A 21,285-nucleotide genomic window follows, 5' to 3' on the forward strand; every position below is an offset into this window, starting at 1 on the left:
AGTATGGGGAGGAGGCTGGAGGTTATTCCTTTAGAATATATTGCTTTTTCGAGAGGTTAACGAAAAGAGGATGGTTTTAGGTTTTAGGTTTTAGGTTTTAGGAGACTCGGCAAACAGCACAAACCCGTGACCGCGCAAGAAGAAAAAACTTAAAACGTAACCCTTAAAACGTAACACTGTCGTTAAGAGCGCAGCGGGCGTCTAAAACCTTTGTCCTTTCTTTTTAAAAACAATTAGACGCCCGTTCGCAAGCTCACTCGACACGCGCGGACAACAACGCAGACAACAACCGCAGACGACTTGATCTTCTTCCTAGCGGACAGTCGCCAGGAAGAAAGTGTCACCACTTCGTGGAATTAAAACACTGAACTCTCCCGATCACAGGGCTGCAGGAATCAAGATTATTAAAGGCAGTTGGTCCACGGAATACACGGAAAAGCACGGAAAAACCTTAACACCTAAATCTGTTTTACCCGTCTCCTGTCAGCTTTGCATAAGGTCTGCTAACCTCACTGCGTTCGCTAAGCATTCACTTGTCCCTTCTTTTCCCCGCCTTCCGATCTTCCGCAGTCATCCTTCGCGGAAAAAACAATTTCGCATCTCTGGTTTTTTGTTTTTTGCAGTTACCTAAAACCTAAATCTTAAAACCTAAAACCGCCCTTCCCCTCCCGTCTCCCTGCCTTCCCCATCACGTCATCAACAACATCACACGTCTTCCAAATCTCTTCATCTTTCAGCGTTGGGTACACCAGGAACATCAAACTCGTCTCCCCAAGTTCTCTGGCTACCGGCAACCTCTCCCCCGGCCCATAGCCCGTATCGCTAAACGCCTTTTCCCGATAAATCGCCGAACAGCTGCCTGAGTAGCAGGGTACTCCTTGGCTCGTTACCTCGTTCATGATCCGATCTCTGTCCCACCCGTCTTTTAGCTTCTGCGGACGGACAAAGACATAATATTTATAATAGGAATGAAAAATTTCATCTTTCGGCAGGGTCACGCGCAAAGCTGGGATTTTTTCAAAACATTCCGTAAGCCGCCCAGCATGTGCCCTACGTTTCGCAACCCAATCGTCCAATTTGCGCAACTGTACCCGGCCGATGGCGGCCTGCATTTCGGTCATGCGCCAGTTGGTGCCAAAGGATCCATGGAGCCAACGGAAACCCGGGGCATGGTCGCGTTCGTACACGGCGTCCCAGCTCTTGCCGTGATCCTTGAAGGCCCACGCCTTTTTCCATAGGGTTTCATCATCCAAGACCAGCATGCCGCCTTCGCAGCCTGTGGACAGGACCTTGTCCTGGCAAAAGGAAAAGGCCGCAAGATCGCCGAATGACCCCACAGGCTTACCCTTGTACCGGGCACCATGGGCCTGGGCACAGTCTTCAATAATATAGATTCCTTTTTTTCTGGCCAGTGCCATGATAGAATCCATGTCGCAGGGCCAGCCGGCCAGATGAACGCAGATAATTGCTTTGGTTTTGGGCGTGAGCACCGCACCAATGGTTGCAGCTGTTATAACCTGGGATACGGGATCAACATCCGCGATTACGGGAACGGCTCCGCGCATGACAGCGGAACTTGCAGAAGCAATAAAGGTCCTGGCCGTGGTGATGACTTCATCGCCCGGGCCGATGCCTAGAGCGCATAGGGCAAGCTCGATGGCCAGGCTCCCGTTTGCCAAAGCAATGGCATGGCTGCGGCCGGTGTAGGCGGCGTATTCTTTCTCGAAAGTACGCCCTTCCTGACCGGTCCAGTAGTTCACTTTGCCAGAAAAAAGCGGCCCCCATGGCCGCATCACGTTCGTCGGCCTCAAAGACGGGCCAGGGGGGAAATTTTGTGTTGAGCATTCTTAGGTCCTCAGAAAAAAACGAAATCGTTCCTATAAAATATTTTTAGCGCACCAAATGACCATCTAACAAATCAACAGATCCATCTTACAAGAAATATTAACCCTTTTTGCTAATTTTTCTCGCTGGAACACCAACAAATGTTCCTTCTGAATCAATATCTTTTACAACAGAAGCACCCGCTCCTATGGTCACATTCTTGCAAATTGTTATGCCTTGTATGATTGCTACATTCATTCCGACAAAACAACACGTTCCGATTTTTGCAAATCCGCCGATAGAACTATTCGGAGAAATAACACAGAAATCATTAATCAAAGAATCATGACCAATGGAACTATGTTTATTAATCAATGAAAAACTTCCAATTTTAGAATCAGGATCAGACACAACCTGAGGATAAATTACAGTCCCGCAGGCTACTTGTGAAAGATCAGGAATAATCGCAGTGGGATGAATTATGGCAGGAAAGTCAAAATTTCCCCAAGCATGGATTCTATCATAGACTTTTTTTCTGGTGCTTGGAATTCCAAAGATCAGTACGAGACTTACGTCCTTTTTTCCATGTAGCCAGTCCAGGGAATCATGAACCGGGAAGCCTAAAATTTTTTTCCCATGAAGCGCAATATCATCATCTAAAAAACCAACAATATCCCATTGATTGGTAATTTTATTAATATCAAGCAATATTTGCAGAATTGCTTTTCCTGCCCCGCCAGCTCCTAATAAAATAATCTTATTCATTTTTTGACCCTCTGAACGCGGGCATCGTTGCATGTCCTTCAGCATTTATCCCATCATGAATAAAAACCTGTTTCACGGTCAAAAATAATATTTTTATATCCAATAAAAAATTGTGATTATCAACATACCAAACATCAAATTTGAATTTATCCTCCCACGATACTGAATTTCTTCCATTGACTTGTGCCCAACCTGTAATGCCGGGTATTACATCATGCCTACGAGCCTGCTCGTCTGAATATAATTCAAGATATTTCATCCTTAACGGCCTCGGCCCTACCAAACTCATGTCGCCTTTTAAGACATTGAAGAGTTCAGGGAGTTCGTCCAGGGAAGTGGCGCGAAGGAATCTTCCTAAAGGGGTGAGGCGGTCGCAGTCGGGGAGGAGGCAGCCATTGCAATCGCACGCATTGGTCATGGTGCGGAATTTATACATGTAGAAAGGCTTGCCGTGGAGACCGGGGCGTTTTTGTTTGAAGAAGACAGGGGAACCCATATGCTTACGAACCAAATAGTATAAAACAAAAAACACCGGACTGATAAAAATCAATCCGGTTGCGATGGCACTTAAGTTTCGCTTGTTTGAATTTGGGTTTCAGTAGTTTTGGATACAATTATCCGATTTTTCACTTTGGCCAATTTTGACCAGGTTATGAAGTATCAAACAAATATTGGTGAGTGTAGCATTTTTCCGGCACATCCAGAATCGATAAAATATCTTTTTGTGTCTCGGTCAGCTTGGAGACAAAATATTGCCGGCTTCCATCATGAAGCAGTATTACGCCACATACGACAAATTCAAACATTGCCAACATGTTTTCTGTTTTAGGGTTACGCACATCCCTTTTATTGGGCATGAAATTATCCAAACCTTTATCCCGTTCGGCAATTTTTATTCTGGCCGTTCTTTCCATAAGGACCAAAATTTGAAGTGCTATTTTGAAAAGGAAAAGATAAGCTTCTATTCTATCAGGCGTTTGCAGATAAATCGGTTCGAGATTGTAACCTGACTTTGACCGTTTATAAAGATGCTCCACCTTGTACTGATTTTTATGAGCCAGCATCGCATCTTCTATTGAAAAACCAGAAGCCGGCTTGTTGGTGACGAGTGGATAATAGCCGATTTGATATTGCGCCTTGGTACAGGCGGACTCATTATAATTGAGTTCTATAGAGAAGTGATCTTGATAGACCGCAATTTTTTCTGCATTTTTGGCTGGTCGACCGGGCCGTGCATTTTTATACGTGACCACTGGATCGTTGTGGACAACAAAATCAAAAAACGCCTGTGTCTTATGTTTTTTTAGTATGGCCTGACAAGCCTGCTCAATGCTGTCCTTCGTCTTTAATTTATATGCATTTATTTTTTGGGCGAGTTCATCAAATGCGACTTGGGTTTTAGTGATTCGTTCCAGAAGAGATTTTTTACGGCGGTAAAACAAGCCCTGATCGAAAAGGATGATCATTCTGAAGGTATAACTTTTGTTCTCGTGCTCAAAAGTCAGAGGCACCTCAAACCCCCGATTCATTTGATCTTTGTAAGGAATCAGGGTCTCGTGATCGTGCTTATCCAGTGCTTTGAAAAGAGCTTCTTGATAGGAGGCGTACATGGGCAGAGGACTTAAAAAATATCCTCCGTGATCATTTATGTGCGCCATATTCCCGTGTGTAGCCACCTTGGAATCGCCGGCAAATAAAAAATTTTTCTTTCCCAGCAGGTCAATCAAATGGTGCCACTGTTCCACATAGGTTTCCACATCGGCGGTGTTGCCACTATATGTTTGTTGGAATAAGGGAAAGCTACTGTCAGAACTGGCTGTCATGGACCATACCAATTGTTTCAGGTCTTTGCGGTATTGTTTGCTGTATCCGTATGAGATCTTGATGCTCTGTTCGGATCTATTTTTATTATTCTCGCCGTAAACTTGCGCACAGGTCGTATCGTTATGACAGATTTCTGTCTGAATCTCAAAGGCTTCAATTATATGTCGGGTAATCAGCAGTTCCAGATTACCAATGCCGAATTTGTGAATAGCGTCTAAGGTATCACCCAGCCTATCGTCAAAATATTCATCCGGACTTATGTCAGGGAAAATAACATCCAGGACATTTGATTCCCTGGCAAACTTGCAAACCTTGTAAAGAGACATAACCTGAAAAAGAATGGCGGTGATCATTGCTATACTTGCCTGCCCATGAGTGAGCATTTTACGTCTTGCATCAAGAGGGACGTTCTGGTCAATAATATCAACGATGCAACATTTGTGAAAATAATGCTGCAAAATCGGGGCAAAACCAATCGGCTTTGTCTCGACATTATTATTGACGTCATTCGCCATAATATTGATTCCAATAACTCATTGGAATCATATAGTATATTGACAAAGAAAAATCTAGCTTTATTTTTATTTATTATAGTTATTTATGCCAGGTTAGAGGTGATTAATATGCTATAATTCCAATTTTTTAGATATTTTCATTGATTATCTCTGATTATATCTTGTTTTCTAATTATTGAAATTTTATTTTGAACAAGCGAAAGTAGAGATGGCAGTAAAATCAAATATTCGTTTAAGCACCTGCTTTCTTTCTCCCTTTTCCAATATTCATTCTTTTTCCGTCCTCCGGTCAGCTCTGCATAAGGTCTGCTAACCTCACTGCGTTCGCTAAGCATTCACTTTTCCCTTCTCCCTTCTTTTCCCCGCCTTCCGATCTTCCGCAGTCATCCTTCGCGGAAAAAACAGTTTCTCGTCTCTGATTTTTCGTTTTTCGCAGTTACCTAAAACCTAAATCTTAAAACCTAAAACCGTCCTTCCCCAGCCTGCCGGATGAAATGCCGTTACCGTTCTATTCCACCCTACATCTTCCCGCGGAATTCCCTTTCATCGACTGCTTCCCTTAAAACATTTTCCATATTTTTTGCCAAAGCATCGCGAGAAAATTGAGTTTCAGCAAGCCCGCGAGCGTTGAGACCGCAACTGGTCACTTTTTCATCGTCATTTAAAAAATTAACCAAAGATTGTGCAACTACGTCTACATCACGAGATAGACATAATCCCACGTTATGCTTGTCAATCAAATCAGCTTGCCAACCTCCATAATTAATTGCCACAGCGGTACCTGAAGCAAGGCCGTCAAAGAATTTATTTGCAGAATTGGCTTCCATTTCAGGAAGATCAATAAACAAAGAGCTCACCACCGAAGCTGCATTAAATGCATCCAGAAGTTTTTGTTTGGGCATTTGTGGATACATGAAGAAATTAGTATCCAAGACATCTAATTTGGATGCCAAACGATAAACAGCATCCCATTCCATTCCCGCCCCAATAACGACGAAACGACAATCAGGTCGGAGATTGCGAACTTTTGCAGCAAGTTCTGCCAAATAGCCAACGCCATTGATTTTTCCCAATGTTCCGGGATAAAGAACAATCGGCCCAGCTCCTAATTCAGGATGTTCCTGACGAAACCTTTTCCCTTTTTCATTGTCTGGCGTAAACAAATCCAAATCACAACTATTGGGAATCGTAGAAATCAAGTTAGCAGGGTAGCCAGTAGCTTCAACCCCTGCAGTCATGCCCGGAGATAACGCGATGATACGCTGTGCGTTACGGTAGGCAAAACGTTCTAATTTCTTTGCCACAAATTTGAACAAAGGATTGCGAAGTGCCCCGATAGCGATGGGAAGGTCCGGCCAAAGATCACGGACTTCGAAAACCATGGGAATTTTTTGACGTCGGGAAGCATAAACACCGGGAAGCGCAATAGTCAAAGGAGTGCTGGTCGCAAAAATGATATCTGCAGGAAGAGAAGCAGCTTTCCTTGCAGAAGCAAATGCAAATGCAAAAAAGGCCTTGATGCGCTGAGTATAGCTCAGTTTATTTGAATAAAAAACAGGCAGCCAATGGACATTGATGCCGTCTTCTGTTGTTTGAAACCAGTCTTGTTTTTTACATTCATCACGGAAAGAAGTAATCATATGAACTTCATGACCGGAAGTTACAAGGCGCTTGGCCATTTCATAGGAGCGGGTGCCGCCTGGCATGGCGGGGGTATTGAAATATTGGTGCAGGTATAGTATTTTCACTAAGTTCTCAAGTCCTGAATTAATACTGGATAGCGTTTAATAAAAATTTCATTGATGACGCCTTCAGCGCCTCAATCTTTTTATTTACAGAATCATAATCTATCGGTTCATTGACCTGCTCCTCGGTCATTTTGTCAGTAAATATTCTCTCTTCTAATCCCAATAGCGACAGAATTGTGAGAAGCCGTTCGTCTTTTCCTTTGTTTCCTGCAAGGATCGCCACAAATGGTTTATTCATAATGATTGAAAGCGCAACGCAATGAAATGAAGCAGATACGATCAAATACGCATCCCGTATAACACTTAAAAATTCAGAGAGTGACATGGTATATTTCACCCGTACTTTTGAATGAAGAAAATCTTTAATTGTTATATTGCGGGAAAGTTTATACGAAAAACTATTTTGCACATTATAGCCAGTCACAGAGAAAAAAGACTCCAACTGGCTAGGTTGATTAGTATAACTGAAAATATAGGTCTCTTTTTTCTTTTTTGAATCGGCCACTCGTTCCCACTGCTGTTTAGAGAGCAAAAAAACAGGATCAAGAACGAGAATAGCCTCTCTATCGGTAAGATTTTTCACAAGCTTTATTCCGTATTTCTCTCTTACGGATAAATGTTTGATTTTTGAAAGATAATTACGGTAAATACTTTTTTGCTCATCGGAAATTTCAGCAACACCAAAACTCGACGAATATGATATTTTCTTTGCATCGTCCTCCACAAAGCTCAACAAAAAAGCTTCATCTCTGCCATTATTGCTCCAATTCCATACTTGATCGCTCCCGATAATAAATTTAGTGTACTTATGATTCAATTCCCGTGCTTCTTCCGGTGAGGTATAAATACGGGAGGTTTGCTTCAGGTTTTTCCGATAAAAAGATCTAAACCGCGCTTTCCTCAAGATCATAAAAGGCGAACCCAATGCAAATCTGATTGCACTCTTTATGTCCCCCTTTTTCAGTGACGATAGCAAATGATAGGTCATGCTGTAACTAACACGCCGATGATTGTTTTGATAATTTATATATTCACAATCAAAACCTCTGTCGAGAAGCACTTTTTGAAGTGCAAAAATCTGTAATGCAGCTCCATAATTGGCGGCATTATGAAATGACAATAATCCTAACTTCATATAGATACAATCTCCTTATAAAGCTGTAAATAACGTATCGATATTTTTTCCCAGGAAAAATCTTCTTTCAAATTTAGTTGGGTAATATTCAACGAAAACTGAGCATAGTCATCTATAATGAATTCTATTTTTGCTGCAATATCATTAGAATCTGAAGGATTAACACCGTATCCAATATTTCCGTCATTATAATATCCATCAAATCCCTGCCCTGTTGCATAAATAACAGGTAATCCCTGTGTCAGGGCCTCCACATATACCAATCCAAATGTCTCTGGAATTGATGGCATTACAAAAATATCACTCTTTTCAAAAATCAGCTTAAGTTCTTCTTTGGGCTTACTCTCAAATATTCCTATCCAATCCCTGTTTGCTGCTAATTCGTATATTTTTTTTATGTAATCTTTATCCTCTTTTCTAAAGCTTAATCCTTTTCCAATAGCTGAAAAATGAATCCTTTGTCCTTTCTGAATAAGGTTGTCCAAGGCAAATATTACTTCTATAATATTTTTCCCTCTATTGAATGCACCGGCATATACAACACGAACAGGATCATGAATATTTTTTGCACAATCAATGCGATTCTCTAAATAAAACAAATCGATTCCATTGGGTATAATAATAGTTTTCGAATCGAGGTTTGCGATATCTTTCCCTTTGAGTACATTCAAAAAGGTCTGTTCGTATTGAGGAGAAATAAAAATAATATTCGTTGCTTTTTCGAGAATCGAATGAAAATAAGGTCTCTTCCACCACATTTTTTTGTAGTACGTATTCACATCCGTATTGCGAACGGCAACAATGTAAGGTATTGTATGCTTTTTTGATAGCTCAAATGCGGCTGCACCATCTGAACAAAAAAGACCGGCGTGAATCAAACTAATACTTTTAAGATCTACATGTTTTTCTATTTCTTTTTTTGTTGTGTCAATTTTATTCTTATACAGATATCGATGATACCACTTTAGTGCAGAGGAGTATATTATAATTGAACCTGGAACGGAAAACTTTATTAATTGCTTTCCCAACCTGTTTCGATTTTTCGCATTCAATGGGACAAAAACAGTTTGTCTTACTCCTAAACGATCCAGCGCACGGATCAAATTGGAATACACTTCTGTTCCCCCATAACTATTTGCTATATGCAATATGTGCAATGGAGTTTTATTCATTTTAAAAATCGGATTTCTGTTTTACACGAAAAGAAAAATAATTTATGAATACATTTTACTCTTTTTATTAACGTTAGAATATCCTTGGCCGAGGCGTTATCAATATTTGAAATCCAATTAGGTGTTTTTTTCGAAAAAATGGCACCACCACATCGCATTCCTTTTACCAGTCTCATGACAATAGGGTTCGCCTGGCAAAAAACCGATCCACAACTTGGCTTTGACGGATCCAAATACTTCCGGGATTGCGCAAGTCGTTCCTGAATTAATTGATCAGTCAAGGCCGGATCTTGTGATTGAAACTGAAAATACGCTTTCAAAACAACAAACTTACTTTCCTGAAAAATTGAATGACGATATGAAAAGGACTCTTCCGTCGGATATAAACTTTTAATTTCACCGGTACGCAGATCAAGATAATCCACTTTTGTTAAATAATCGGAAATAGATAGATTGTGTTTTTTCCCACGGCCGGCATTCATAAACACCGCGCCTCCTACACTGGCAGGAACTGAATATAAATATTCCAATCCCCCTAGTCTATTTTTTTTCAACTCATTGATTAGTGTTTGAATTCGCACCGAACATCCACAACTCACCTCACCGCCTGGACTTACTGAAACAGATTCATCTATCTTCATCAGATAGACAATCGACGTTTCCACCCGTTCGGCGAAAACGATATTACTACCTCCCGATACGATATAAAAAGGATCATTCTCCTTACTCAAATTTCCTACAACATCAATCAATTCATCAACCGATTCCGGAATAATCATTTTTCTACCAATCGAATGAAGACGCATGGTACTGTAAGGATATAAGTCGATATTTTCTAGTATTTTCATAATCTGTTCAACTGATGGTTATTTTATCCATTGTTTTTTGAAATTTTTACCAAACTAAAGCTTTGTACATGCCTAAGAAGTCAATCATGTGGACAAAATACCTTGGTACCAAAAATACGGTATTCTTCAATGGCTCTGGGTATTGTGTCACAAAAAAGCTACGCTGTTCAAAATCCACACGAATCGCAATGCTGAAGCATTTTATGCCTCGATCGAAAAATGGGCAGGCATCTTGGTCAGTGACAACTATACAGTCTACTGCAAATGGATAAATCTCCGTCAGACGTGCCTGGCCCATCTCATCCGGAGTGCCAAGAAATTATCAACAAACCCCGAACCGGAAATAGCCAAATTTGGAACATGGGCACAAAAAGAGCTGAAGCTCTTGGTGAGTATGGCACATGCTCCTCCTACAAATGGTCAATGGTGTGCTTTTTACGCTCGCTTATGTCGGCTCATTGCCCTGAATAAAGACCGTAAGGATCAAGCGGGGAGACGTACGCCCGGACGTTGGAGAAACTCCTCGGCAATCTTTGGATTTTCCTTGAAGTTGCTGGTGTGGATGCCACTAATAATCTGGCGGAAAGAATGCTTCGTGCCGCAGTCCTCTGGCGGGGCTTGATCATAACATCGGCCATGAGGCTTAACTTACCAGTTTCACTTTTCTTCTTGGCCTTGCAGGCAAAGGCATTTTTTCGACAAGCCATTCGAACATATTGATCGGGTTGTTCTCAAAAAACGTTCTGCTGCTGTTGTTCCATCAGATCTTTTTAGATGAAAATTATGAATTACCGTCAAACTTTTCAATTTTCGATCACTCAGTCTATGCATGCCGTGATGATGAAGAGATAGTTGAGCATTACGGCCTTCTACACATGAACTTGATCTTTGAAAAAGCCCTGCGCATTGCCTGGCCATTCTTGCCATGCGGTCGATTTCACTAATATCCGATCCAGAAAACGGCCCGCTTCTATTCTGCAATACAGAAAGCAACTCCTGAGATTTCTGTCGAATTTTCTCTTTTTGCTCCTGATCCTTTTCCTTCTGGGATACCTTTTGAAGATAAAAACCAGGAATCAACCGACTGATCATCAGGTCCCGCTTGTCGTCAGACAAATCCATATCGCCAACAAGAGATTCAACCATGCAAAAATAAAATGCGAGGGTGGCTATCATCTTTTTGGTTACACGCCAGGCCTTCTCGATTCGATCTTTGCACCGTTCCGGTAGGAGATCGGTTGCCTCCCGGATTTCATCAAAACTTTTTTTCAGTTGAATACCGGCATTGACGGAATCCTGCTTTATTCCGGTGAGAAGATCATAGGGGTGATAGGCTTTGCTGATTTGCTTTCTCGCATTTTTGACCGTTTCAAAGTTTTCCTTTGCCTGGTTCAGAGACGCTTTTGCCTCTTGCTTTTTTTCTGGCAACAGGCAATTCTTTTATCGAAATCAAGAGGTCTGCCCACAGGTTTATTTTCAAGGTCTTCATACTTTTTCTTGCGTTTCACTGCATCATTAACAGATTTTTCACTGTTTTCATGGTCTTTTTCAGCTTTGCGTATTTTTGCAGACAGTGGGGCTCCGGTCCCTCTGCTGATTTCGTACATCACATGAAATAAATCCGGAGAATGGTGGGCGTTCAAGCTTTTAGTCACATGATGGATCAATCCCTTGCCTTCATCACTGGTGCCTTGGATAACCTTGACGGGAAGATGTGCAAGAACACCATTCACGGCCTTGTTCCAGGTACCTCCAGAACGGTCATTGGCATATTTTTCAAGGATAATATAGTTGGAGTCCGGTTCAATGCTAACAAGGCAGACTTGAGGATGAAAAGTTTCGTCTTCGCAAAGGGTTATCAATTTCTCAGGCATTTGCAATGCAAGACGTACCTGTTCCATATCACCAAATTGGCCTATCATGGAGTCCATTTGATTCGAAATCTTTTGATGGGTGCCATAGGATGCCGCCACAAAATTTGATAACCGGGTTAAGTGTAGAAAATTACTTATATTATGGATATTGGCACAGCCGACCTTGGTAAATTCAAAATGGAGACCTATAATTAAGGTGTGTAAAAAAATTACCCCAACCGGACTCTCAAAAAAAGAAACCAGAGCCGGCCCCTCCATGCGCGTGAGCCAACTTTGGAGAGTCGTGCGGGGAACTCCGGCTTGTTTGGCAAATTCACGCTGGCTGAATGCTTTCTTACATTCCTTGAAATCTATAATCTTCGTAGATACTTCATCTCTGGACCATTTTTTTTTGGCCTTTGCATTTTGAGAATATTCAGCGTATGTAGATGTCATGCCCGGTGTCTTTATCCTTTCTGTGAATGGTTTTTGTTTGGTCACAATATCTATTCACAGACCGGGCAAATTTTATCTACAGTTTTTTAAAAAAACTTCCCAGATGGACACCTCGTGGCCGATGTTATGATCAAGCCCCGCTTTTTTTTAGTACTCCGTTTTTTTAGGGGGGGGGGGATTATTACTAACCCGAATATTTACCATTTTTATTGGTGCAAATGTGGATGTTTTTTTAAAATTAATATTGAGTATCAATCCTATAAAAATCCAAAATTTAATATCAATTAAATATGAACTGCTCACCATTAAATGAACAAAACCCAAACACAGCCACATGATTATTAAATTACATTTAGCTTCATCTTGAGTAAATAATGATTTGATGATAAGTAGTATTATACCGAGATTAAGAACAAAACCAATAACCAAACCAAAATTTTCGAAAACCTCAATAAAAAAATTATGAACATAATTTCCAACAATTCTTCTGTCAGCAAATATTCCAATTCCAAGCAGTGGGCTTTTAAGTATTTCTGTTATTACCTTTTCATAAAATATATCTCTGCCACTTAAATGAATTTCGTTTTGGCGAAACAACATAATGCTGCGACTATTGATTCCAAAATTTAACATTAAAATATATATTGATTCCAAAATTTTATTTAAAAACACCAAAAATATAGCACCAATACCCAATAGGCTAAAACGAAAAAATAATCGTCGCGATGTCATTTTTGCATTGTCTCTGAAAAATCTTAGCAAACCTCTGAAAAATCTTAGCAAACCATATATTCCAATGCATAAAACAGGACCTCTTCCACCTAATGCTAAAATAATTAAGAAAGAAATTAACGCCATAACTAGAGCTATTCCTGAAAATTTTTCCAGAAAACAATCTAAAAATACAATTGTGGACAAAAGCATATAATATGATAAAGATATACTATAGCGACCAAAAGAGACTTTCCCTGTGAATACAAATACGCTTAGAATCAGAGATATTGCAAATATAATATAGGCTGAGCTCCTAACCGTTTCTTTAAACGCTGCAAGATTTCGAATAGTCAGTGTATAAATAAATGTAGGTAAACTTATAAAGAAAAAAGGAAATAACAAATCAATAATATATTCTCTATTTTCAAAAAATATTGCATAATTAATTAAAACAATAAAAAATGCAAAAAAATAAATACAGAAAAATTTAGTTTTATTTCTTTTTAAAACGACAGGTAACGCATAAAGATAAGCCAAGCCAACTATAATTTTTGATAACAATTGAATACCAGCTGCTGCATTTGATTGTAATAAGTTAAAATAAACTAGAATAAAATACTGCGCTGTTAATAGAACAAAAGAAGACATCAAAGACGTGCTTATTTTTTTATCTTCTATATATTGAGTTATATCTTTATTATTAATCATGATGGTTCCTCGCTGTTTCAAGTGGGTAGGCTAAACTGAAGCCGTCCCCCAATGAGATAAATCATAGCAATAAGATTGCGAGGCGAACGGTAGCCGCGAGCTCTTGATTTGGCTGATTGAACCAATCTGTTTATCCCTTCTAAAATGCCGTTGCTAACAGAGGATGTGAACGGGGGTCATCCGCTAGTGTCGGGAGCCTACTTGACAAGTGATAATTGGACATTTTGGGGTCTGCATTTTAGATCTTCTTCGCTGCTATAATTTTTCTTTTTTTACAAAGGTCCAGAGCTCATCAAGTTGAGTATCAGTCAATCCCAACAGTCGAGCCGTCGCTCTTACTCCTACACTTTCTGCTGCATGATGAATGATTTGTCGAATTGTATCGGGCGAGAGATGTAGTCCAAACAACGTACTTCCTCGAGTCGAAGCAAAACGCTGGCCGCAGGTACGACAATAAAGCAAAATACGGCTTTTATTTTTGCCATATCTTCCACGAATTGAAATGTTTCCTTGATTACGCAGCCCAAATTTTTCACATTTTTAGTTGGGACAGAAATGTTGTTCAAGCTTAATCATCGATTACCCCCAAATTAGAATGGACTCTTTAGGAGTAATCACAGTGCGGCTCAAACTGCACGTCAACAGCATAGGTACATCATCGGCAATAATGAATTAGAAATATATTCACTAAATCGTGTTAACCAGACCTACTTTGAGATCCATAGTTTTTGATCTTAACAGCTTAAGAGCTCATCAGCTCATGAGCTCTTAAGCTGTTGAGCAAAAAATTCTTTGTTCAGTCCATCACAAAAACTCACGTTTTCTATCTGGGTCTGGTTTACCTGTTAACACTTTTTGCAGCGGCATCTAACTATCGAACTCTAATTCGGATAGATACGTGTATGTTCTGGAAAAAAAGGCTTTAACCTCGGCATCACAATCTGTATTCAAATGTTTTTCAATATCATTTTTTCTTAATATATTTTTTTTAATAAAATTTACTCTTTGACCACTCAAACCAATTTTCCTTCTAAAATCTGAAGTTGCCAAAGCGGAACAAGTTATGATTCGATTCATATAACAATTTTTTAAAATATATGATTTATTCACTAATTTATTTTTTACAGAAGAATTTCCATCTAGACTTAAAAAATTAAATAACCTTTTGTAAAAGGTACTTGGATCTTTTTTAAAATTTTCATATTTACCAATAAAAATATTATTTCGACCTACGAAATCAATTATATATGGAACATATCTTTCGTACGAATAAAGCAAATCATATCGAAACAAAAATTTGTTTCGACACTTTTTGGGATAACATGTTCCATTTGATCTACCTTTTAAATACTCCCAACATTCACAAAAATCTTCTGACAGTTCTCTCATACCTTCTCTTGTATATTTTAACCTTTGCTTTTGCATAGACTTAGATGCTGACAAAGGCTCTCGTAACATAAGAATAAATTTTGATTTCGGCGAGAGAAGTAATATATCCTTGATAGATTCAAGGCTATACATATTAAAAACGCTAGCATCTAAACGATACAAAATACTACTAGATTGATTTGTTGAATATAAATTAAGATAATGATCAATACTTTTAATGGGGTAATCTTCCTCGAAATCATAAAAAGTACGTGCATCAAAATATTTTGGCTCTTTCTTATAGGGCATAAAAATTCTCGAATGCTGTTGCAAACCTTCTGCTAAAGCGCTTGTTCCTGCCTTGGGAGCACCAATTAAAAACAAGTTTGGAATATTATATTTCATGTCAGCTCCAACACTTATCAAACAATGGAAAGTAACCTATTGTTCGACCATACTTTTGTTTTATATAAACCAATAAAGACGTATTCCACAGTACATAACAAAACATGGCTGTTAAGGCGGCCCCTTTAATACCTAGCCATGGGATCAAAAAAATATTTAAAGAAACATTAACTAACGCGGTTATAACCATAACATTTTTAAATACATGTTGATTCCCGGTCATATTCATAAAATATCCTGTCGAACCAGAAATCGAATTCGCAAATTGTCCTAGCGTCAAAAAAACCATAGGCCAGTATGCGACAGAAAATTCTGAACCATAAAACAAAGTAAGGGCTGGTTTGCCTATCAATATTAAGAAAAAAAGTATTGGGGATGTAACCCAAAAAATAAGTTTAGTAGATTTTTTTGCCACATAAAAAAGTTCGTCTATTTTTTGGTTATGGTACAATTCTGCAAACTTTGGCGCTGACATGGTATTAATGGCAGCAAGGAGAAAGGCGGTCAAAGAAGCTAGATGGACTGCTATTGAATAATAACCAACATCGGCCGCCGGTCTGAACATCCCCAACATAATCACACCGGTCTGGCCTATGACGAAACTCATAGTTGCAGTCATAAGCATGGGCAGGGAGATGGATAAAATTTTCTTTACAGACAGGGGAGAAACTGCATCGTCCGATTTCATTTTTTGCTTAAACATCCTGTCCATAATCCAAGCGCCTACCAAGGCAGTAACGGCTATCGCTACAAATGTCGCATAGATGGGATTGTCCTTGTGGTAGAAAAATATGGTCAGTGGAACGAGAATAACCAACGTTCCGACGGCCGGCATAATCTGCATAAAGGCAAAAACCCGAATCAAACGAAGCCCTCGAATCGCCGCAGTGTTCAACCTCATCAATGATTGAAAAATAATAAAACAGGCGGCTAGGGCAAAATAAAACCGTAAATGGGGCTTAAAAAAAATGCTGTCAGCGATAAAGCCTGAAGCAAAATACAGCCCCCCCCCGGTAATCATGGACACCCCGACTACAACAAACTGTGTTTTTCGATAGACCCTGAAGGCCGAGGTTGGTGAATATTTGGACAGGTGCTCCGGAATCAGACGCAGAATGGAGGTGTTTGTGCCTAGGACGGTGAAAATTGTTATCAAAACGAGAAAGGAATTCAAAATTGCAATAATTCCTAGGATATCAGACCCATAAATACGAGCCACTACAATACTGGTTATCAGACTGATCCCCGTCCCGACAACCCTAGCCCCCAAAGCCCAAGCAGAACCGGTCAGGATCTCGGAAAATTTCTTGTCCGAGATGAGGTTGTGAAATTTTTGTTTTATAAATGAAACCATTCGGACAACCTTTATTATCCCCTGTATTTTCATGGCCACGAGCCATGGGGTCTGAACTATCTAACCCAACTTTCAGTTTTTTTGCAAGCCGCGGGTTCAAGCCGCGGGGTCTGACCCCGCTAAACATATAATATTCCAATCTTTTCTTTTCAAAAACAGCCGTTTTTTGACCCAAGTGAAATATGAAGGCACAAATGCATTTCACCAGGCATGCTTAGAATCAACCGGGTCCAGCCCAAACGCAATCAACCATACGAAATAACAAAAAATTTACTACAATTCGGACTCATCAAAAATCTCCCATTCCAGGGAATTCTCAAAAATCTGCTCAACTGAGCCATAGGTCGCCGGGTCTTCCGTCACATTCATCTTACTAACAAAACGACCAACACCTTTCCTGATCCTCTCGACAAATCCCTCGTCTCCAACGGCAAGATTTATGGTCCAGATGTCATCTCTTGATAGGCACCCCTTCCGCAGAGCATCCTTGATCCGAGCGGAAAAACAGTTTTAGGATTTAGGTTTTAGGTAACAACTTCAAGACAGTGATTTTATTAATGCATGGAGTTGCTTAGAAATTACTTTCAATTCTTCGATCAATTCGTGTTCCAGATCCTTATCGATAACACCAATACGGTTGGCTATATACACTTGAGTTCGAAGTTCTGCGGCTGATCCTTTGGCAATGCGTAGAAACAGTTTTAGGTTTTAAGATTTAGATTGCCTGGGTCTCTGAGACGAGCAAGCACCTGATTTTACTTATTTTCACCCTTAAAAACAGCCCTTTTTCGGCGTTAGAATGCACCCACCCCGCCCAAAACGACCCTTTTTCACATCTATCTTACCGTCATCACACATAAAAACTCAAAAAATGACATCCAATTCTTCAACATCCCATTCCAACATATTTTGGAACGGTTTTAGGATTTAGGTGTTAAGTTTTAGGAAAAAAACAACAAAATATGGGGCGGTATGGATTGCTAAAACTGCTAACGGGAGAAAGAAAAGCGGAGGCTGACCCAGTTAAGTGGTTGGTATTAATGCGTTATGGGTCCAAAAACGGGGGTTTTTGCACTTAAAGCACACTTTTTGGGGTCAAAAACAGCTATTTAAGGATTTTGGGGTTGGTTCCGGTTGTTGGTGTTGCGTGCTGGTTATCGGCCTTTCGGACAGGGCTCTGGTCTTTTTTCACTGCGACTGCGCCGCCGTCAATACAAATCTGGTGTGGGGCCAGATTGGTGTGGGGTCAGATCTTCAATTTTATGCACAAAAAATTTTTCAGTCCACAGACGCAGGCCATGCTGCTCCGACGGTCTAAGAAATGGTTGCACATCGGCTGCAGCAGACTGCCATTCAATGCTGGATGCTTTTTGGATCAACTCACGCTTCAGCCATTGCAGATTTAGATCTATTTTCTGGTTCGCCCATGGTCCCCATTGGACAAGCGCTGCGCGCAAATGTGGTAGATTTACCTGGGCACCTTGCGTTACATACCAGCTGAAATCAAACCAGTCTCTGCCTTTCAAATACGGCCTGCAAAGCAGTGCATGTATTTTTAATGAAAAATTACTGCTCAAATCCTGATGGCAGACTTCAAAATCCAGAGGAAAATCCAGGTAAGTATATTCAAAATTGGAACCGGCTGGAGGATCTACATCAATTTTCAATTTAATTTTTTCTTTAATTGCATGCGCTTCTTCCACCTGATTTGCAGCATCATACTCAGCCAGTCTTTTTTGAATAAGGTCAATCAAGGGGCAACTCCCTGCGGAGAGAAGAGAGATACGATTTTACCCGCTTATGTTTGTAAATCAATTCCAGTATTTTAATCTCGTCTTCGGTAATGGTGCTTAATGAATCTCTGTCAATGCGCAACCCTTCCAAAAGCCAGCCCATTCCTTCCCAGGAAAGCTTTCTCAGACAGACCAGATCCATCAATGCTCTGCACGGTTTTGCAACCAGCATGGTCTGACCATTTGTCTGTTATCTGTTCACCAGCTCCAGGAAATATTGTCGATGAATGGCAAGTGAATGAAAGCTGAAATTCATCTTTTTGTCATATTCATATTGTCGGAATTTCCGACCTGATACTGCACTTGCCGTTGTAAACACCGCCTCGGGAATCCACCCGTGCCATGCCAATGCTGTCTCAAATGAAATGTAGCTACCGGGAGCAAAGGCCTGGGCCAGGACAAACGGGTGACAGGTATAGTCTCGGAAGCGCTCATCAAGCATATACAGACCACGCTGAAAGCGAACCAGTTCTTTCGCTTTTATTGCACGGTTAACCAGGTTGTAACGGGACTGTGGGCTTCCACTCACCAGTCGCTTCAATTGAGAGGCTCTGAAAATTGTGTTCGTAAATCCCTTTTCAATAATTTTATTCGTCAGGGTATGCATATTTTACAAAACACCACATACTTTCAAAAAATGAAAGTATGTGGTATTTATTCATAAAATCTGACTCTGTTAAGGTGTTATTAATTTGGGGGGCTTTTTTTTATTTTGGGGCTTTTTTGCGCTTAGATGTGGCAAATGAGCATTGGGTACTACTTTTCATCCAAAAAAATAATACCCTCCTGTTTTGGGTGGGCCTTGAAATTTTATTTTCTTTTGTTCGCGCAGCTCTTTTAACCAGCGTTCTAATGTTCGTTGCGGCAGATTCAGGGCGGCTTTAATCTCTTTAGATTTTTTGCCGGGGTTGGCTTTTATGAAGTCTAAAAGATTGTTTACTCCGCCACCTGATGTTTCGCCCATTGGAAACAATGTGACTTTAAAATTATCGGCAATTATTTCAAAAACAGGCGCAGGTGATCCTGCATCTGCCATCGATTGGATCACCCGTTTAATTCCGGAACCATACTTTTCAATGATGCCTGCCTCTTTGAATATCGAAGCAATCTGTTTGTTTCTGGGATTGGATGCCAGCCTTCCGGAAAGGATATCCTGCATTTTCATTCCTTTGGGAAGCGGACCCGGGTTGAAGAATTCCATTCAATGCCTTCTATCACTCACCCTTTTCCATTTGCTTTACCTTCCCAACGATCTCAAGTAAAAATGCCAAAAATACAGCTACCATAAAACTGGCAACAAAGGTCAAGACAACGATCAGTTTTTTATTTGGCTTAATATGTTTTTCCGGGATGGTCGGTTCTTTGATGATGACGGTACTTTTGATATTTTCAAGTTCAAGGCGAAGATTTTCAAGTGTCAGGCTCGTTTTCTGATACCTTTGCTCCAATTCAGCCACTTTGTCATTCAAATTATTCAAATAGACTTGTCCGTTCCGGATCTCGTTGGTATACAGAAAAACTGTCAACGCATCCCTATTGCGGGTATTCAGCGCCTCAAGCTTCTTTTTTTCCAGATCATCTATTTTGGCTTTGCTCTCCGCAGCCTGTTTTTTTGTTTGAATGACGTTTTCTTTTAACATATTGCGGTCAAGCATGACTTTTTTTATCTGAATTTTAGTCTTTTGAACCAAAATCGCCTGTTTCTCTTGAATCACAGCAGAAATTTTATTCAGCAACTCACTTATGATTTTTTTGGCCAATTGCGGATCGGAAGATTCCAATGAAATATTCACCATATCGGTTAATTTGGGAATAGACGCGTTCACCTTAGGCATTTGGTCACCCGGAATAGCAAGTGCTTTGAGAATATTTCTGTCATAGGCCCCACTATTAATTATCTCGGCAATCTCTTGCGGAGGTGTAACCAGATTACCATCAGCATTCCTGCCTGACTCTATAATGGCATTGACGTAATAAATTTTCGGCAGCATAAAGCTGATGATAACAACAGCCACAGTTGTAACAATGGTGATAGCAAATATTATCCATTTACGCTTCCATAGAACTAAAAACAGGTCAGCAAGTTCAATTTCATCATTGTCACACTGGCGCTGGTCAAAGTCGATTTGGTTTTGCATGTGAGCCCTCTTCATGGGTATAGTATTTTGGGCGCGCAATCTGGTGGTCACGCCGACATTAATTATTTGCAGACCGAATACATCAAAGTATACAGCCGACCGGGTACCGCCCTCCTGCTATATAATTAGCCCCTTACGTAATGAAACCGCCTTTAAATTTTTGTATAGCTCCGCTCTGTCGGTTACTTTTCATAAGTACCAACTAAATAAACGCGGATAATGATAAATCAGTTGCTGATTTAAAGAATATTCCTCAGTTGAATCAACAACGTTGGATCTTCACACAACTGGACGTCCAAGTTCTGTACCTGCTGGTATAAATTTTTAATCTGCGCTTTTATCTGGTCATACTCATCTATTTTAATTTTAAGAAACTTTAAGGATAGACTTGTAAACGCTTTAAGTCCAGATGGCGTGATATGGTAAAAATATGCTGTTTTATTAGAATTATTTTTAAACCGTTCCACGCGGATCTGGCCTTTCTCAACAAGGGCAGATACACAATAATTAACCTTTCCCAGGCTGACACCTGTTTGCTGCATCATTTCTCTTTGGGTGAGGCTGGAATCGTCTTTCAAAATGGACAGAATTTTATATCTGATTTCTTCATCCATTGATGCGTTCATGACGTGAACACTTATGGCAAATCAGCAGGAAGGTCAAGC

At 40.2% G+C, this 21,285-nt stretch carries 22 protein-coding genes and 1 pseudogene; 1 reads left to right on the forward strand and 22 read right to left on the reverse strand.

What is annotated here, in order from left to right:
* Positions 1-641: 641 nt before the first annotated feature.
* The 9 genes from EYB58_RS22565 to murB form a co-directional block, all read right to left on the reverse strand.
* On the reverse strand, positions 642-1,793 hold the full coding sequence (locus tag EYB58_RS22565) for a DegT/DnrJ/EryC1/StrS family aminotransferase (protein ID WP_242637675.1): 1,152 nt from the start codon (positions 1,791-1,793) through the stop codon (positions 642-644).
* Between the two features lie 151 nt (positions 1,794-1,944).
* A complete protein-coding gene (locus tag EYB58_RS22570; protein ID WP_163354680.1) occupies positions 1,945-2,589 on the reverse strand; it encodes an acetyltransferase in 645 nt (214 codons plus the stop codon).
* The gene (locus EYB58_RS22575; RefSeq protein WP_170299862.1) at positions 2,582-3,139 is read right to left on the reverse strand and encodes a sugar transferase; all 558 of its coding nucleotides are present in this window, start codon (positions 3,137-3,139) and stop codon (positions 2,582-2,584) included. Before EYB58_RS22575 ends, EYB58_RS22570 begins: the two co-directional genes overlap by 8 nt.
* A 100-nt stretch (positions 3,140-3,239) precedes the next feature.
* Complete coding sequence (locus EYB58_RS22580; RefSeq protein ID WP_131072138.1) at positions 3,240-4,928, reverse strand: IS1634 family transposase; 1,689 nt, start codon at positions 4,926-4,928, stop codon at positions 3,240-3,242.
* A 137-nt stretch (positions 4,929-5,065) separates the two neighbouring features.
* Positions 5,066-5,263 carry a hypothetical protein gene (locus tag EYB58_RS22585; protein WP_111956501.1) on the reverse strand — a complete coding sequence of 66 codons (198 nt, stop codon included), beginning with the start codon at positions 5,261-5,263 and terminating at the stop codon, positions 5,066-5,068.
* A gap of 183 nt (positions 5,264-5,446) precedes the next feature.
* Positions 5,447-6,676 carry a glycosyltransferase family 4 protein gene (locus EYB58_RS22590; RefSeq protein WP_111956503.1) on the reverse strand — a complete coding sequence of 410 codons (1,230 nt, stop codon included), beginning with the start codon at positions 6,674-6,676 and terminating at the stop codon, positions 5,447-5,449.
* 19 nt (positions 6,677-6,695) lie between these two features.
* Positions 6,696-7,811 (reverse strand): polysaccharide pyruvyl transferase family protein, encoded by a 1,116-nt coding sequence (locus tag EYB58_RS22595; protein WP_111956505.1) that lies wholly within the window; start codon positions 7,809-7,811, stop codon positions 6,696-6,698.
* A complete protein-coding gene (locus EYB58_RS22600; protein ID WP_111956507.1) occupies positions 7,808-8,983 on the reverse strand; it encodes a glycosyltransferase in 1,176 nt (391 codons plus the stop codon). The genes EYB58_RS22595 and EYB58_RS22600 overlap by 4 nt, the downstream gene beginning before the upstream one ends.
* Positions 8,980-9,831: a UDP-N-acetylmuramate dehydrogenase gene (gene murB, locus EYB58_RS22605; RefSeq protein WP_111956509.1), complete on the reverse strand. Its 852-nt coding sequence runs from the start codon at positions 9,829-9,831 to the stop codon at positions 8,980-8,982. Before murB ends, EYB58_RS22600 begins: the two co-directional genes overlap by 4 nt.
* 88 nt (positions 9,832-9,919) lie before the next feature.
* Here murB and EYB58_RS22610 point away from each other — a divergent pair, with 88 nt between their 5' ends.
* Positions 9,920-10,453 carry an IS66 family transposase gene (locus tag EYB58_RS22610; RefSeq protein ID WP_111956511.1) on the forward strand — a complete coding sequence of 178 codons (534 nt, stop codon included), beginning with the start codon at positions 9,920-9,922 and terminating at the stop codon, positions 10,451-10,453.
* A gap of 35 nt (positions 10,454-10,488) precedes the next feature.
* Here EYB58_RS22610 and EYB58_RS22615 read toward each other — a convergent pair whose 3' ends face one another.
* The 13 genes and pseudogenes from EYB58_RS22615 to EYB58_RS22675 form a co-directional block, all read right to left on the reverse strand.
* On the reverse strand, positions 10,489-11,259 hold the full coding sequence (locus EYB58_RS22615; protein ID WP_111956513.1) for a DUF6399 domain-containing protein: 771 nt from the start codon (positions 11,257-11,259) through the stop codon (positions 10,489-10,491).
* Entirely contained in the window at positions 11,223-12,140 is a 918-nt protein-coding gene (locus EYB58_RS22620) for a hypothetical protein (RefSeq protein WP_111956515.1), read from the reverse strand. The genes EYB58_RS22615 and EYB58_RS22620 overlap by 37 nt, the downstream gene beginning before the upstream one ends.
* A gap of 147 nt (positions 12,141-12,287) precedes the next feature.
* Positions 12,288-13,562, reverse strand: a complete 1,275-nt coding sequence (locus EYB58_RS22625) for a hypothetical protein (protein WP_111956517.1) — start codon at positions 13,560-13,562, stop codon at positions 12,288-12,290.
* A gap of 17 nt (positions 13,563-13,579) precedes the next feature.
* Positions 13,580-13,732 (reverse strand): annotated as a pseudogene (locus EYB58_RS22630) (transposase); the annotation flags it as partial.
* 697 nt (positions 13,733-14,429) lie between these two features.
* Positions 14,430-15,335, reverse strand: a complete 906-nt coding sequence (locus EYB58_RS22635) for a sulfotransferase domain-containing protein (RefSeq protein ID WP_111956521.1) — start codon at positions 15,333-15,335, stop codon at positions 14,430-14,432.
* 1 nt (position 15,336) lies between these two features.
* Positions 15,337-16,689: a flippase gene (locus EYB58_RS22640; protein WP_111956669.1), complete on the reverse strand. Its 1,353-nt coding sequence runs from the start codon at positions 16,687-16,689 to the stop codon at positions 15,337-15,339.
* A gap of 537 nt (positions 16,690-17,226) precedes the next feature.
* Positions 17,227-17,388: a four helix bundle protein gene (locus tag EYB58_RS24985; protein WP_111956523.1), complete on the reverse strand. Its 162-nt coding sequence runs from the start codon at positions 17,386-17,388 to the stop codon at positions 17,227-17,229.
* A 509-nt stretch (positions 17,389-17,897) separates the two neighbouring features.
* On the reverse strand, positions 17,898-18,443 hold the full coding sequence (locus EYB58_RS22650; RefSeq protein ID WP_170299778.1) for a nucleotidyl transferase AbiEii/AbiGii toxin family protein: 546 nt from the start codon (positions 18,441-18,443) through the stop codon (positions 17,898-17,900).
* The gene (locus EYB58_RS22655) at positions 18,436-18,654 is read right to left on the reverse strand and encodes a hypothetical protein (protein ID WP_111956527.1); all 219 of its coding nucleotides are present in this window, start codon (positions 18,652-18,654) and stop codon (positions 18,436-18,438) included. Before EYB58_RS22655 ends, EYB58_RS22650 begins: the two co-directional genes overlap by 8 nt.
* 18 nt (positions 18,655-18,672) lie before the next feature.
* Positions 18,673-19,089: a type IV toxin-antitoxin system AbiEi family antitoxin domain-containing protein gene (locus EYB58_RS22660; RefSeq protein ID WP_111956529.1), complete on the reverse strand. Its 417-nt coding sequence runs from the start codon at positions 19,087-19,089 to the stop codon at positions 18,673-18,675.
* A gap of 156 nt (positions 19,090-19,245) precedes the next feature.
* A complete protein-coding gene (locus EYB58_RS22665; protein WP_278186295.1) occupies positions 19,246-19,683 on the reverse strand; it encodes an ATP-binding protein in 438 nt (145 codons plus the stop codon).
* 13 nt (positions 19,684-19,696) lie between these two features.
* Positions 19,697-20,620: a Wzz/FepE/Etk N-terminal domain-containing protein gene (locus EYB58_RS22670; RefSeq protein ID WP_163354386.1), complete on the reverse strand. Its 924-nt coding sequence runs from the start codon at positions 20,618-20,620 to the stop codon at positions 19,697-19,699.
* Positions 20,621-20,859: 239 nt separating this feature from the next.
* Entirely contained in the window at positions 20,860-21,246 is a 387-nt protein-coding gene (locus EYB58_RS22675; protein ID WP_111956533.1) for a MarR family EPS-associated transcriptional regulator, read from the reverse strand.
* Positions 21,247-21,285: the final 39 nt, after the last annotated feature.

This window comes from Desulfobacter hydrogenophilus, assembly GCF_004319545.1.
In the GTDB taxonomy this organism is placed as follows: Bacteria; Desulfobacterota; Desulfobacteria; order Desulfobacterales; family Desulfobacteraceae; genus Desulfobacter; species Desulfobacter hydrogenophilus.